A 14,702-nucleotide genomic window follows, 5' to 3' on the forward strand; every position below is an offset into this window, starting at 1 on the left:
CACCATGGCCACCGAAGCACTCGAACAGAGCGCGCTGAAAGATGTCGCGTATGCGGGCAGCGACTTTTCGTCGCTGCTGCAAAAGGAATTCAAGCCGCGCAGCGACGAAGCCAAGAGCGCCGTCGAAGCCGCGGTGCTCACGCTGGCGCAGCAGGCGCTGGCCAACAGCACCGTCATCGGCAAGGACGTGACCAAATCGATCCAGGCCATGATCGCCGCGATCGACGCCAAGCTCACCGACCAGGTGAACAAGATCATCCACCACCCCGACTACCAGAAGCTCGAGAGTGCGTGGCGCGGCCTGCACTACATGGTGAACAACACCGAGACCGACGAGAACCTGAAGATCCGCGTGATGGACATCTCCAAGACGGATCTGGCCAAGAGCCTGAAGAAGTTCAAGGGCGCGGCCTGGGACCAGAGCCCGATGTTCAAGAAGATCTACGAGCAGGAGTACGGCCAGTTCGGCGGCGAGCCCTTCGGCGCGCTGGTGGGCGACTACCACTTCGACCAGAGCCCGCCCGACGTCGAACTGCTCGGCGAAATGGCCAAGATCGCCGCTTCGGCGCACGCACCGTTCATCACCGGCGCCAGCCCCAACCTGATGCAGATGGAGTCGTGGCAGGAGCTCGCCAACCCGCGCGACCTGACCAAGATCTTCCTCACGCCCGAGTACGCCGGCTGGCGCAGCCTTCGCGAGTCGGACGACTCCAAGTACCTCGGCATGTGCATGCCGCGCTTCCTGGCGCGCACGCCCTACGGCGCCAACACCAATCCGGTGGAAGAGTTCGACTTCGAGGAAGACACCGCCGGCGCCGACCACAGCAAGTACGCCTGGGCCAATGCAGCCTATGCGATGGCGACCAACATCAACCGCTCGTACAAGCTCTACGGCTGGGGTTCGCGCATCCGCGGCATCGAGTCGGGCGGCGCGGTGGAAAACCTGCCGCTGCACACCTTCCCGAGCGACGACGGCGGCGTGGACCAGAAGTGCCCGACCGAGATCGCCATCAGCGACCGGCGCGAAGCCGAGCTCTCGAAGGCCGGCCTGCTGTCGATGATCCACCGCAAGAACTCCGACTTCGCGGCCTTCATCGGCGCCCAGTCGCTCAACAAGCCTGCCGAGTACGACGACCCGGACGCCACGGCCAACGCCAACCTGGCGGCACGCCTGCCCTACCTCTTTGCCTGCAACCGCTTTGCGCACTACCTCAAGTGCATCGTGCGCGACAAGGTCGGCAGCTTCAAGGAGCGCGAGGACATGCAGCGCTGGCTCAACAAATGGATCATGAACTACGTGGACGGCGACCCGGCCAACTCATCGGAAATCACCAAGTCGCAGAAGCCTCTGGCCGCTGCCGAAGTGGTCGTCGAGGAAGTGGAAGGCAACCCGGGCTACTACACGTCCAAGTTCTTCCTGCGCCCGCACTACCAGCTCGAAGGCCTCACGGTTTCTTTGCGCCTGGTGTCGAAGCTGCCGACGGCCAAGGGCGCTGGCTAAAAAAATCTGGGGATTCTTCTTGAATTCCCGGTTCCGTTTCGTTCTATGAGTAGCTGCCGGGCATCGGAACTTCCCTCCCACCGCCGGCAGCCATTTTTCTCGTTTCGATCATCAACCGCCCGAACGCAATCGGGTTCCAAGGAGTAGGAACATGTCATCTGACTTTCACATCAAGCTCGACGGCGTCAAGGGCGAGTCTTCCCACAAGGACCACAAGGACGAGATCGAGATCTCGTCGTGGTCCTGGAGCGTGGCCAACACGTCGGGCGCGGGCTCTGGCGGCGGCTCGGGCAAGGGCAAGGCCACGCCCGGTGAATTCCACTTCACGCACACCTACGACAAGGCCTCCCCGGTGCTGGCCAAGAACTGCGTGAGCGGCAAGCACTTCAAGGACATGGTCCTGACCTGCCGCAAGTCGGGCGAAGGCCAGCAGGAGTACCTGAAGGTCACGCTGAAGGAAGTCTTCATCTCCAGCGTGGGCCCCGGCGGCGCGCAAGGCGGCGACGTGTACGAACAAGTGATGTGCTCGTTCAAGGACATCGAGTTCGCCTACAAGGCCCAGGACGACAAGGGCGCCGGCGGCGGCGAAGTCAAGTTCGGCTGGAACGTGGCAACCACCGAAACCCGCTGACGGGCGACGGACCGCCGGGCACGGCATCGGGCGCGCCAGTGCCCGGTGCGGTTTCCATGCGTCCTCACCGCACCGGAGCAATGCAATGGCATTCAGCACCCCAACCACCAGCAGCAGCGGCGCGCTGCTCACGACCTACAACACCGACTGGTCGGTCGGCCGGATCGGCTCCAACACACGTGAAGACGTGATGCTCGTGCAGGCGCTGTTCAAGATCTTCTACTACGAACTGCTCGGCTTCAACCACGATCTGAACCCACCTCCCGGCCAGACAGAGGTGATCGTCGTGGACGGCTACTACGGGCAGATCACGCAGAAGCACATTACGCACTTCCAGACGCAGCTTATAGCGCTCGGATACAAAGTCCTGCCGGACGGCATCTTCGATCCGTTCCGGGAGCCCGGTGCGTCCAGCACGATCAGCAAGACACGCTACGCGCTCGACCTGCTCAACAACGCCTGTGCCAACTGCTGCAAGGAGCAGGGCATCGACAACTACACCAACCTGCCGAACCGGGACGACATGCCCCTGTTGCTGCGCAGCGCGTTGAAGAAGGTCAAGAAGACGGCCAAGAAGTACAGCTGAGCGGCCCCGGCGACCGCCAGCCTGGCGCCCGTCCGATGGACGGGCGTTTTTCTTTTGGGGCTCAGGTGTCCGTCGATGCGGCGCTCTCGGGCATCAGCCGCGTCGCGTCGTCTTCGTCGTCCTCGATCACCCACAGCGTGAGCGCCGTGTAGTTGTCGTAGCCCGGCTTGGCATTCGCCTTGACCTGCGCGTCGATCAGCTCGGTCCACTGGCTGGGTGTGCGCGAGGCGTGCAGCGTGTCGATCAGGCATTCGTCGCCCAGCGGCTCCCAGATGCCGTCGCTGCACAACAGCAGCACGTCGCCGGGCAAGAGGCGCATGCGGTCCGACACCGCGATATCGGGCGCTTCCTCGACCGAGCCCAGCGCCGACAGCAGCATATTGCGCTGCGGATGCAGCCGCGCACCCTCTTCGTCGAGCATGCCGCCAGCCACCATCTGCTGCACCAGGCTGTGGTCGGTGGTGCGCGCCACGATGGCGCCGCCGCGGAACAGATAGGCCCGGCTGTCGCCACTGTGCACCCACGCCAGAGCCTGGCTTTCGAGGTCGATGGCCGCGAACACGATGGTCGAGCGCATGCCCGCGAGCTTGCCGCCCTCGGCCTGGCGCGCCACCACGTCGAGGTTGGCCTGCTCCACCAGCCGGCGCAGCGTGGCCTCGTCGAGCCCCGGCGCAGCCGAGAAGCCGCCGAGCATGCTGCCGCGCGCGGTGGCCGCCGCCACGTCGCCCCCGCCATGGCCGCCCGCGCCGTCGGCCACCAGGCAGGCGACATAGCGCTCGTCGTGCCAATGGCCGTGCACGTCCTCGTTGTAGGTGCGGCCTCCCTGCCGGGAGAGCGTGACGATTTCGATTTCCAAGCGGGGTGCCTCGCGGGTGCTGGGGTTGTTCTGGTTTTCTTCAGGCGTCGGACTTCAGGCGCGCCATCTGCTCTTCGTAGGCCTCGAGGAAGGCCTTGCCGAAGAGGCTGTGGAAGTCGTCCTCCGCCTCGCTCGCGATGCCGCCATAGAGCGACACGAACTGGTCCCAGAGCTTGGCCTTGCGGTTGGCGCTGAAGAGCGCATCGAGCGCCGACTTGGCGCTGATCTTCTTCTCCAGCTCCGCCGGCTCGAAGCGCGCAATGACATGGGCCAGCGCCGCACGCATGCCCACCATCACGCCGAACTGATGCGCGCGCAGGTCGTTGAAGGCATCGCGCATCGCGGCCTCGGGCGGCATGAAGCCGCGCACCCCGGGCCCCAGCAGATGGGCCAGCGCCACCTCGACCGTGGGCGAGAACTTCAGCGGGTTGTTGGCCTGCGCCGCAATCATCGTGACCTCGGCGCGCACCTCGCGCTTGAACTCCTGGCGCGTGAGCAGCAGCTGCAGCGTGCCCTCGGTGGCGCTGCGCAGCATCGAGCCGATGCGCTCCATCAGGCCCGGCGTGAGCATCTCGGGCGGCTGGTGCGTGCTGGCCAAGCCGCGCAGGAAGGCGGCGAGCAGCTCGTCGTCAGTAGCGATGCGCTCTGGCGGCGGCGTTGCTGCGGTGCGCCTGGCTGGCGGCGCAGGCGCGATGTCGATGGGCGGCGGCAGCGACTCGACGGGCTTGCCGGAATTCTCGGGCCCGCTGATGCGAATCGGCTGGCCGGTGATGTCGTCGAACTGCGCCAGCGGTTGCACGGGCGCCGGCGCAGCCACCGGAGGCGGTGCGGGTGGCGGCGGCGGTGGTGGCGGCTCGATGGCCTTCGGCGGCGTGAAGCCGAACTGGTCGATCGGCAGATGGTCGGAGCGCGGCGTGGGCGTACGCGGCGCCGCATGCTGCAGCGCGGCCAGCGGATCGGCTTCAGAAGCGGTGTTGGGCTGCAGCAGCGGATCGGCCAACGGCGACAGCGCGAGCGGATCGCCCCCGATGCCGCCACCACCACCCATGCCACCGAACAGCTCGTCGATGCCCGCGGCCTTGCCATGCGCGGGCGGCGCGCCGAGATCGGAGAAATCGTCGAGCGCGCCAAGGCCGGCCGCCGGCGTCGACGACGGTGTGGGCCCGAGCAGGTTCGCGAAAGGATCGATCTGCGCGGCCTGCACGTTGCGCGAGCCGCTTTCCATCGGGTCGGGGAACAGCAGCGAATCGGGCAGCGCCGCGGCGGGGGTTGAAGCAACTGGCGCTGCAGCCGGTGCGGCCGGTGGCGCGAGGCCCGCCAGCAGGTCGGCAAAGGGGTCGTCGCTCGAAGGCGCGGCTGGCGCGGCCATGGCCCCTCCAAGCACCGTGTTCGGGATGGCCAGCGACGGCGGCGCGACGGCAGCCGTCACGCGCACCGTGAGCTCGAAGCTGCCCACCACCAGCCGCGCGCCATCGGTCAGCGCGGCCTCTTTACCCGAGCCTAGCGACACACCGTTGCACTGCATCGGGTTGCTGCCCCGGTCGATGACGAAATACTGCCCGTCGCGGCACAGCACCTGCGCATGCACGCGCGAGACGGTGCGGTCGGGGTCGTCGAGCACCAGCGTGTTGGTGTCGGCCCGGCCGATGGTTCCGCCATTGGGTCCGAAGTCCGCGGCAATGGCCTGCCCCGCCGGAGCGCCTTGCCGGGTGATGACAGCGATATGGATCATGAATCGGCCCCCGAAGGCTCTGTGCCTGAATGCGCCCGAACAAACTCGCAAGGAGTATTCATTCCGTGGGGCATGTTGGCAATCTCGCCTAAAGAGGTATGCCGTCGCCGAGCCAGCGCTGCTGCCGCCACGCCGGCGCGCTGGTTGCGAACAGCGGCGCGCGCGCGTCGAGCAGCGCCAGATGCAGCGCCGCCGCCACACGCTGGCGCTGGAAGCCCTGGCGCAGCACACCCGTGCAGCTGTCGGGCGAGACCGGCTGCCCCATGAAGAGCCGCACACCAGGGGCAAAGCGCGCGCCGTTCTGCTGCCACCACGCGCGGATCTTGTCGACATCGGGCCAAGGCAAGGCGATGTCCTCGGGCAGCTCCACGTTGTCGTCGTCAGGGTCGTCGGTCGGCCCATCCTCGAAGCCATCGGGCGGCGGAACCTCCATCTGCGCGAGATTGAAGTCCACGCCCGTGATGGTGACGAAGGCCTCGGCCGCAATGCGTGCCGTGGCCGGCTGCGCCATCTGCTCGATGAGCCAGGGCACATAACGCGCGTCACCGATGAAGCCCGAGCCGATGATGCGCAGGCGCTGCGCCTCGGGCAGCGCGGCGCTGTCGAGCAGCAATGCGTGGCCCGGTGCCAGCTCCATCGCCTGCAGCGCGAGCTGGAACGCACGCGGCTGGCGCTGCCCGCTCTTCAGCGCAAAGGTTGAGAGCGCATCGAGCGCCTGCGCCCGGTCGCCGAGCAGCACCGCCGCCCACGCGGCCCAGAAGCGCAGCTCGGGCTTGGCCTCGCCGAGCAGCAATTGGGCCTGCGGCAACAGGTCGGCGCGGCCCAGCTCGCCGGCTGCACGCAGCGCGCGGATGCGCACGCTGTCGGGCGCACCTGCGAGCAGTTGCCCGAGCAGCGGGCCCGCGTCACGCCGATGCAGCGCGCAGGCTGCCACGCCGAGCTTCTGCCGCAACGGAGAGGTGTCTTCGAGCAAAGCCCTGACGCGGCCGCCGAGATACTTCGGCTCGACCCATCCGAGCGCGGAGATCAGGCCGGGCACGACTTCGGGCAGGTCCTTGGCGCGCTCGACCAGATCGTCGAAGCGACCATCGACCGCCTCGATGGCGAGCACCGCGGCGACGAAGAAGTCTTCGGGACCTTCGTTGTCGGTAAGCGCCAGTGCTTGCTGCCAGCCTTCGTCGCCGGCGACGCGCAGGCCGTCGATGTGGGCGGCGAGGCGCTCGTCGAGGTCGGCGAATTGCTGGGGCGAGTAGTTGGGGGCGTGGACTGCGCTGGCGCGTTGGAGCCAGAGGAAGGAGGCTTCGTCGGCGTGCTCCTCCAACACGTGCGCCAGCGTCGGGGCCGCAACGGCATTCACGACGAGCTCCCCGTAAAACGACCTATCCATGCTTGCATGGACTCTTCGTCGAAATCCATGTACGGCACGGTTCGCGGTTGGAGCGCGACCTCCAGCAGGCCGAAAACCCACTGGTACAGGCTCAGGTCTTGGCGGCGATTCACGTCGCCGAAGATCGGCAGCGAACCGAGCGTCACCTGCAGCCGCTCGTCACCGATGTGCTCCACGCGCGCATCGGTATCAGCCAGGGCCGTGATCAGCCGCGCCTCGCCGCCAGCGAGCGCGATCACCTTCGGCCCTAGAAAATTGCACCAATACACACCCTTCACACCGGCACCGGTCTCGAAGCAATCGACCAGCAGCGCTGGAATGTCCATGCAGCGATAACGCCGGCACAGGCGGGCGACGGCTTTCATCGCCATGTCCTCATCGATGCCTTCGCGCCAGATGAAGGCCGGCGCCACGTACCCAGTGGTGATGGGCAAAGCGCGTGCGCACCGGGTTGCGAAGTCGCAAATGTCACACAGGCCGTTTTCGTCCATGGCGTCGAGCGAAAACGTGAAACGCAGCCCGCACACCGCCTGAGGCCATCCGAGTTCCGCAAGATGTTCGCGATCCATGCCGCAGTAAGTGGCCGAGAAGCGCGACGCGTGCAGCGCACTATCGAGCAGCGCGAACTTGGGAGGCTGCGCGGAACGCACGACACGTGCCTCGAGCAGGGCCGCAACTTCTTCAATGCCGGCCTCGCCAAAGACATCGGCGTCCGGATAGTAGATCGGGCCGCCGGACATGAAACGCGCCGCGAAGCCCTGCATGGCCAACTTCACGAGACCGGCATGCGCCGCATGCACATCGTCGAGGAAGAAGATTGCCACGATGCCGCTGCGCAGCAGCACGTTGGCGTTGCCATCGGTCAGGTCAATAGCGATGTGTTCGTAAGCTGTCATAGCTTCATGACCTCAGCGGAAGGGCAACCGGATGTTCAGCAATTGCGCCGCAACACGCAACGCAGTGCTTGCGCTGCCCGCGATCAGCGCGTTGTACGGCGATACCAGTTTCGCGACCACGCGAAAGGTGGCCAGGTAGTCGGCCCCCTGATTGCCCGACCAGCTCGGACTGTTAGACCCGGGTGGACAAGGCGCCTTGAAGTCGTAGACGGCCCGGGCCGCGCTGACTCCCGACAGCGGACCAGGCGCATGCAACACCACGTCGGGTCGCACCGTATTGGCCACCACTTGCCCGGGAGCGCCGACCGCCTGGATGGCACCCGGTCCTCCGCCGCGCACATTGCGGAACGACTGGTCGAGAGCCACCTCGTTCGATCGACCCTGCGCCGCCATCGCATTGGCCACGCAATCCGCAGCGTCCTGTCCGATCTTTTCGCCGCGCGCCTGCCGCCTGCTGGACGAGGCACAGAACTTCTTGTAGTCCGTCGGACCGTTGTCGTTCTCCCAATCGTCAGAGGCCTTGTTCATGCAATCTTTGAGAATTTCCTCGAAGTCCGGCACAGCAATAGGTGGGTTCACGCAGCCCGACAGGTTGGCCGCGTTCTCGGCGTTGTGGAACATCTTGTCGCTCAAGCGGCAAGCGCTCTTGCCGTCCATCTTCACGTCGAAGGAGTAGAGGATCCAGGTTGCTTCCTTCATGAAGGTGCTTGACTTCACACCCCCCGCCACGCCCGCGTTGTCGCCGTTGGACAGCGCGAACTTTGAGCCCTTGTTGGCGGCCATCGCCTTGTCGCCCTTGACTGTGCTGGTGCCATCCGAGAGCGTGATCGAGTTCGCGATGTTGGGGTACGGCACCGGGACCGGGCCACCCGGGCTCGGGGTTTTGCACACGTCGGGGATGGTGGCGATCGTGAGGCCGGTGCTGAACTTGTGCACCAGCGACAACGTCGTTCCATTGACTTGGATGGTGACAGGCATGGCTCAGCCTTCGCTTCCGGGCACGCGCCAGGATCCCGCGCGCAACAGTGCCGCGCCGCGCTCGCCTGACGCCGAGCTTCCCCACACCATCGACAACGGCCCTTTGTCATAGCGCTTGAGGTTGCCGATGGCTGCCAGCGCCATGTGCAGCGGCAGGCCTGCCGCGCCCACGTCACCCCAGCAATCGGCCGGCGCGACGAAGGCAGTGGCGGCGCGAAAACGGTCGCCACCGCGCAGCACGGCGAACCCGTATTCATCGGCACGCCAAGCCTCGCCGTTCATGTCGCACACCACGTTGTCGATGCACACTCCGCTCGCAAGCTCGGCCAGCGCCGCTCGGAAGGCCTCCGATAGCCCTTCACCCGTGATCGGTTCATCGCTGCCGGGCACCTTGTTTTCGTGGCTGATGCCAACGGCATCGATGGCCGCCATCGGTGCGAGGCCGTGACGTTGCACGAAATCAGCGCCGCCGACCAACGCCACGCCTGCCGCCTCACCCGGAACGAAGCCCCATGCGTTGTTCAGTGGTCCGCCGCCGTGCAGCTGATCGCGTGCTTCGATCCAATCCAACGTTTCGGGATCCAGATAGGAATCGACGGCGCAAACCATGCACGCCTCGATCGACCCGGCAGCGTAGCTCCTGACGGCCGCATCGAGCGCGAGATGTCCACCAGCGTGGCCGGTCTCGAAAGCCAGCGCCGGTCCAAAGCGGCCCGGGTACCGGTGCTCAATGCGTGCCAGCAGATCGCCGGCCAGCGACGCCGGCCGACCGGGTCGCTGAGGCGGCAACGCCAACGTGAGGCCGATGTGAGTGGGCACGCCACGCCACGAAGCCATGGCTTCGTCAATCGCGGGCAGCAAAAGTTCGGCGTAGCGCTCCACCCCTTCGACCTCGATATCGATCCAGGGAGCACGCGCGATGCGCATCGGTTCGCCTGCCGTATCCACCATGTACGGATGCTCACAAAAACCGCAGACGCCAGCACGCGCAGCGGCGGCGCTCGCCCACACGTTACGCCCGACGGGGGTGCTCGCGCCAAGAGCTGAAAGGTACAGCGGTGGGTCGGCGCAGCTCATCCCGGTGGCTCCGTCGCATGTTGCGCTACAGGCTGCCATTTAGTTGGAATGTGCATTCTGGGTCACCTCTTCCCGCGCAACCGCACCGAGCCGCACAAATCTCTTTTCGACAATGCGCGTTTTCTGCAACTTGTTGACCGATGCATGACATGGCAACGCGCTGTGCCACACGAGTGAGACACGGGACAGGCCGGGCTCGACGATCACGGCATGCAACTTCGCACGCTCGTGCAGCCGCCGTCTGCTATCGCTGAAAAAGCTCTCGAGGCCCAGTATCACCCGCGGCAACTCGAAGCGCAGCACTTCTCCATGCGGCCACACGTTGATCAACACCACCAGCTCGCCTCCCCGCAAGAACTGCGGCGCCTGCTGATCAGCAGGCGCGCTTTGATAGTGCCGATCATCGAAATCCACCGGCAGCAACGGCAACCGATCCCGCTGCCACGCCTCGTCATACGTCCCCGCGAACCCCGCGCGCGGCTGCCAGTGATTGCACAGCGGCCCGAACCCCGCAGGCTCCGGCCGGTCGCTCCATGCCCGCACGCATTGATCCGGGTACTCGATGTTCGGTAGCCGCGTGCCCTCCGCATGCGCAGCTTCGAGCGCGAAGCCGGTGCCCACGGGGTTGCGCACGTCGAACTGTGGATTCGGCGCATCGCGCGTCCATGGATCGACGCCGCCGTACGCGCGCTCCCACACCAGCGGCATCGTGGTGAAGGGCTCGGGCTCCGACGGCGCACCGCCCAGCCACACGCGGTCGCCCGTCACGCGCAACCGCTTGGCGATAGGGCCGACGCGCAGGCCCACGTCGAGCTGCGTCACCGGCACTCCACCGGGCGCATGCGCGTGGCCGATCAGCAGCACGTCGGTCGTCTGCTTGGTGCGAACCAGGTCCATCTCGTAGAGCAGGCTGGGCTGCGGCGCGGCCTCGTCGACGAAGACGGGCGCCTGCGCGACGGGCGGTTGTTCGGGAGAGACGCTCGTCTCGCCATCGGGCGAAATATCGAAGCTGCATTTCACCGCCACGAGCCAGATCTCCGCACCATCGCGGTCGCGCACCCAGGTGCGTTCGGCGGCATAAGGCGTACGGTTGTCGAGCTGCCACATGGCCTGTGCCTCGTTGGTCAGTTGATGCCCACGTAGGCACCTTTGACGCGGTTCGCACCGCGCGAGCGCGTGAGCACGTAGTTGCCGTTGATCAGCACCTTGCCCGCACGCGTGAGCACGATGCTGGCCTCGCCGCATCGCAGCTCGATGCGCTCGCGCCCCTGCAGCACGACGCGCTCGCCATCCACGCGCGCATCGAGCGCCGGCGATTCCGTGCGCGGCGGCTGCACACGCCCGACGATGACCGGGTGCCGTACCTCGCCCTGCTCGAAGGCCACGACGATCGCCGCGCCTGCATCACCAGGCGCCAAGCCTACTGTCGAGAGCGCCTGCACCGGCGCCATGCCATCGCCCAGCGTGACCAGGAAGCGCCCCTCCGCATCGAAGCCGGCAAAGGCAGCCACCGCCACCCCCTGCCCCGACAGCTTCGACCAGGCGGCCACGCTGTGCAGCACGCTGCGCGCGCTCTGGAGATCGGTGTGGTCTTCCACGGCTTAGTCCTCCCCCAGGTTGGAGCCCTTGATCTTGATCGAGCCGCCGGCTTTGAACGACGCGCTGCCGTCGGCCTTGATAGTGATCTTGGCGCCCTTGATGGTGATGCCGCTGGCGTTCATGACGATCTTGCTGCCGCCTGCCTTGAGCATGATGGTGGGCGCCTCGACCATGCAGATCGCGCCCGCCTTGATCTTGATCGGCCCCTTCGATGTCTCGGAGATCACCGCGGCCGACAGCTTGTGCGGGCCCCCCACGGATATCGACTGCAGCGCGCCCACACTCACCTTTTGCAAACCGCCCACACTGACCATCTGCGCACCGCCGACGCTCACGGTCTGCACGCCGCCCACGTTGATGGCCTCGCCCGCGCCCACGCTGTGCATGCGCCCCGCGCCCACGGTGTGCGCCTCGGCCACCGAGATGGTGGTGGTCTGCATGCCATTGACGGTGTGGCTGCGCCCGCCGTTCACGGTCACGGTCTCGCCGCCGTTCACGGTCTCGGTGCGGTGGCCGGTGATGACGATGGTCTCGGTGCCGCCCACAGTCTCGCTGCGGTTGGAGCCTATCGATACGGTCTGGTCGACACCCACGTGTTGCTTCTGGTTGTTGCCCACGCTCTCCGAGTCGTCCACGTCGATGGTGTCGGTGCGGCTGTTGTGCACGGTGGTCGTCTGGTTGTTCTCGACCGTCGTGTTCATGTCGTACTGGCCGTGGATGGTCACCTTCTCCTTGCCGGCGGTGTCGTCCATCGACAGCTCGTTGTAGCCCTTGCCCTTGTGCGTGTTCGACTTGATGCCGCTCACCACGGCACCGGCCGGCAGGCCGAAGGGCGCCATCGATTCGCCGTTGTAGAAGCGGCCGACGATGATGGGCTGGTCGGGGTCGCCGTCCAGAAAATCGACGATCACTTCCTGGCCTATGCGCGGGATGCTGATCGCGCCCCAGCTCTTGCCGGCCCAGGGATGCGACACGCGCACCCAGCATGAGCTGTTCTCATCGTTCTTGCCGTAGCGGTCCCAGTGGAACTGCACCTTCACGCGGCCGTGCTCCTCGGTCCAGATCTGTTCGCCGCTGCGACCGGTGACGATCGCACTCTGCGGGCCGGGCATGGTGACGCGCGGCGTCAGGCGCGGCGGGCGCCAGGGCGTGTTCAGCGGAATTACCGTGAGCAAAAAACTGCTGCTCGCGCGCTGGCCGGTGGTCAGCGCCGGCGTCTCTGCGATCAGGTCGCCCACCAGTTCGCCCAGCCCGGTGTTGACGGGGTCGTCGGCCAGCGCGTCGTGCAGCACGACGTCGATCGAACGCTGGCTCTCGGGAAAGTTCGCGCCCTCGTAGCCGGGGTGGCTCGCGACGAAGGTGCAGGCCGCGATCAGGTAGTCGCCGTCGCGCTTGCCGTCGGGGTCGCCCTTGAACGCGAAGCTGCGCCCGGCCGTCACGTCGGGCCAGCCGGTCAATGCCCAGTGGCGCTGCCGCCGGCCGATCAGCTCGTCGAGCCGCAGCTGAGCGAGGTTGTCGGTGTCGTCGCCCGACTGATAGCCGCCCGGGAACTCGAACACTTCCAGGTCGGACAGTTCGTGCGTGTCGGGGTCACCCTTGTCCGCGTGCAGCTGCTTGCTGATGACCTTGAAGTCCCGGTCGCGCGACGCGAACTTGCCCGATTCGAACTGGCGCGAGCTGATCCAGCGCGTGATCTCGTTGAAGCGCCCTTCCGACGCACCGCGCTCTGCATGGTTCAGCGTGTCGGCAACGGGCAGTTTCTCGTGCGCCAGCGTGCTGCTGTCCGACAGGTACAGGGTGCCTGGCGCGTCATGCGCGTCGAACCAGTAGTAGATGCCCTCTTCTTCCAGAAGGCGCGAGAGAAACTGGTAGTCGCTCTCCCGGTATTGCACGCAGTACACGTGGGGCTCATGGGGCCCGACCACGCCGCCCGCCTTGAGCTTCTTGAGGCTGCCGATGGGGCTGTCGTCGAGCACGGCATCGATCACGCCCAGCACCGGCTTGTTCTGCAGGATGCGTGCGTTGACGCGCTTGCTCAGCAGCCAGAACCACGAGCGCAGGCTGATGCGGTATTCGAGGAAGCGCCCACTCTGCGCCACGCGCGTGAAGCGCACGGCATGCCCCTGGCAGTGCCGCTTGTGGGTGTCGCCGTCGGCATCGGCGAACTCGATCACCACGTCGAAGGAGCGGCCCAGTACGTCCGCTGCATCGATGCTTTCGTTGTCAGTCAGCACGGTGAGTTCGTAGGCCGAGGGGCGCGCAAGCACCTCGTGGCCCACGATGCGCCAGAACATGAGCTTGTCGACTACGGGCGAATCGCCCTGGATGCTGAACTTGTGATCGGCCATGCTTCCCGTCCCTTTTTTTGCGTTCCCCTCCCTCGCGAGCCGCACCGCCGTGCGGCCGCGCAGCTACCTCCGCCTACGGCGCCAGCAGCAGCACCAGCGGCTGGCTCGGCACCGTGCGCACACCGGGGCAATTCGTGCTGTTCTGCAGCGACGTGCTGGTGAGCCGCGACGCGGGCATGCCCATCCACAGCACCGTGAAGGCACCGGTGAGATGGCGGCTCGGCCCCATCACCGTGCCCGAGGCCACGCCCAGCATCACGCCCGGGTTGTCGCCGTTGGTCATGGGAATGGTGGTGCCCAGGTTGTGCGCCGGCCCGCCCATGATGAGGATCGTGGGGCAGTTCGGAATCGCCATCGGCCCCATCGCGATGTTCGGATACGGCACCGGAATGGGCGACGGCGCGGCGGGCGTGATGCAGACATCGGGAAAGCCCATGTCGGTGCCCATCAGCTGGCAGTTGGCGAACATTTCCTGTTCTCCCTTTTCGCTTCAGCCGAAGTGGATCTGCGCGCCGCGCGCCTTGATGAGCTCGCGGCCGTTGACCAGCGTGTGCTCGCCTTCGAGCCGCAGCAGCTGCTTCGCCTCGCACTCCAGGTGCGTGGCCGCCACGCGGTCGATGCCGTCGGTGGTGCGCAGGTAGTGCTTGCTGAAGTGCTGCACGCGGTCCATCACCGACGACAGCACCGAGCCGACCAGCTTGATGCCGGTGCCCACCACGGTGAGCTGGCGGCCGACGACGTCGGCGGTGTCGGTGGCGAGGCGGGTGCGCTGGGTGGCCACGTCGAGCTCTTCCGCCGCGAGTTCGAGCCGGCCGCCTTCCACGGCGATGCGCATGTTGTTGCCTTCGCAGCTGACGACGTTGGCGGTGCCTTCCTCGCGCTGCAGCACGGCCATGACCCAGACCTCGTCGGGCGCGATGCGCAGGCAGGCAACGCTGTCGCCGGCGGCAGGTTCGAGCAGGCAGCTCGCCGCGCGCCGCGTGCGAAGCCGCAGGCCGCCGCTGTCGACGACGAGCGCCCCGACCTCGTCGCGGCCGAGCACGCCGACGCACCATTGGCCAGTGATGGCCTGGGCGGGCGCTGGTTTCAGGCTGCTTGTCTTCATGGTGTG

The 14,702-nt window shown here is 66.5% G+C and carries 14 protein-coding genes; 3 read left to right on the forward strand and 11 right to left on the reverse strand.

Annotation, left to right across the window (positions count from 1 at the left end; genetic code table 11):
- Positions 1-4 precede the first annotated feature (4 nt).
- The 3 genes from tssC (at position 5) to ACSFBF_RS29975 (ending at position 2,718) form a co-directional block, all read left to right on the forward strand.
- Positions 5-1,501 (forward strand): type VI secretion system contractile sheath large subunit, encoded by a 1,497-nt coding sequence (gene tssC / locus ACSFBF_RS29965; RefSeq protein WP_435473370.1) that lies wholly within the window; start codon positions 5-7, stop codon positions 1,499-1,501.
- Positions 1,502-1,652: 151 nt separating this feature from the next.
- The gene (locus tag ACSFBF_RS29970; RefSeq protein WP_435473372.1) at positions 1,653-2,132 is read left to right on the forward strand and encodes an Hcp family type VI secretion system effector; all 480 of its coding nucleotides are present in this window, start codon (positions 1,653-1,655) and stop codon (positions 2,130-2,132) included.
- 85 nt (positions 2,133-2,217) lie between these two features.
- The gene (locus ACSFBF_RS29975) at positions 2,218-2,718 is read left to right on the forward strand and encodes a peptidoglycan-binding domain-containing protein (RefSeq protein WP_435473374.1); all 501 of its coding nucleotides are present in this window, start codon (positions 2,218-2,220) and stop codon (positions 2,716-2,718) included.
- A 61-nt stretch (positions 2,719-2,779) separates the two neighbouring features.
- On the opposite strand, the gene ACSFBF_RS29980 is transcribed toward ACSFBF_RS29975, so the two are convergent.
- From ACSFBF_RS29980 to ACSFBF_RS30030, 11 genes are all read right to left on the reverse strand, one after another.
- The gene (locus ACSFBF_RS29980; RefSeq protein WP_435473376.1) at positions 2,780-3,574 is read right to left on the reverse strand and encodes a PP2C family protein-serine/threonine phosphatase; all 795 of its coding nucleotides are present in this window, start codon (positions 3,572-3,574) and stop codon (positions 2,780-2,782) included.
- Positions 3,575-3,614: 40 nt separating this feature from the next.
- Complete coding sequence (gene tagH / locus ACSFBF_RS29985) at positions 3,615-5,306, reverse strand: type VI secretion system-associated FHA domain protein TagH (protein WP_435473378.1); 1,692 nt, start codon at positions 5,304-5,306, stop codon at positions 3,615-3,617.
- 88 nt (positions 5,307-5,394) lie between these two features.
- Positions 5,395-6,663, reverse strand: a complete 1,269-nt coding sequence (locus tag ACSFBF_RS29990; protein WP_435473380.1) for a TIGR02270 family protein — start codon at positions 6,661-6,663, stop codon at positions 5,395-5,397.
- Positions 6,660-7,589, reverse strand: coding sequence for a type VI immunity family protein (locus ACSFBF_RS29995; RefSeq protein WP_435473382.1), 930 nt, complete (start codon positions 7,587-7,589; stop codon positions 6,660-6,662). The genes ACSFBF_RS29990 and ACSFBF_RS29995 overlap by 4 nt, the downstream gene beginning before the upstream one ends.
- 12 nt (positions 7,590-7,601) lie before the next feature.
- The gene (locus tag ACSFBF_RS30000; protein WP_435473384.1) at positions 7,602-8,567 is read right to left on the reverse strand and encodes a DUF4150 domain-containing protein; all 966 of its coding nucleotides are present in this window, start codon (positions 8,565-8,567) and stop codon (positions 7,602-7,604) included.
- Between the two features lie 3 nt (positions 8,568-8,570).
- Positions 8,571-9,644, reverse strand: coding sequence for a beta-ketoacyl synthase N-terminal-like domain-containing protein (locus ACSFBF_RS30005; protein ID WP_435473386.1), 1,074 nt, complete (start codon positions 9,642-9,644; stop codon positions 8,571-8,573).
- Between the two features lie 39 nt (positions 9,645-9,683).
- Positions 9,684-10,751: a DUF2169 family type VI secretion system accessory protein gene (locus tag ACSFBF_RS30010; RefSeq protein ID WP_435473388.1), complete on the reverse strand. Its 1,068-nt coding sequence runs from the start codon at positions 10,749-10,751 to the stop codon at positions 9,684-9,686.
- A 17-nt stretch (positions 10,752-10,768) separates the two neighbouring features.
- Positions 10,769-11,242: a DUF6484 domain-containing protein gene (locus tag ACSFBF_RS30015; protein WP_435473390.1), complete on the reverse strand. Its 474-nt coding sequence runs from the start codon at positions 11,240-11,242 to the stop codon at positions 10,769-10,771.
- A 3-nt stretch (positions 11,243-11,245) separates the two neighbouring features.
- On the reverse strand, positions 11,246-13,591 hold the full coding sequence (locus ACSFBF_RS30020; RefSeq protein ID WP_435473392.1) for a type VI secretion system Vgr family protein: 2,346 nt from the start codon (positions 13,589-13,591) through the stop codon (positions 11,246-11,248).
- A 73-nt stretch (positions 13,592-13,664) separates the two neighbouring features.
- The gene (locus ACSFBF_RS30025) at positions 13,665-14,060 is read right to left on the reverse strand and encodes a DUF4150 domain-containing protein (RefSeq protein WP_093058752.1); all 396 of its coding nucleotides are present in this window, start codon (positions 14,058-14,060) and stop codon (positions 13,665-13,667) included.
- A gap of 21 nt (positions 14,061-14,081) precedes the next feature.
- Positions 14,082-14,696, reverse strand: a complete 615-nt coding sequence (locus ACSFBF_RS30030; protein ID WP_435473394.1) for a DUF3540 domain-containing protein — start codon at positions 14,694-14,696, stop codon at positions 14,082-14,084.
- Positions 14,697-14,702 lie beyond the last annotated feature (6 nt).

The organism is Variovorax nivicola (assembly GCF_051216475.1).
Classification (GTDB): domain Bacteria; phylum Pseudomonadota; class Gammaproteobacteria; order Burkholderiales; family Burkholderiaceae_C; genus Variovorax.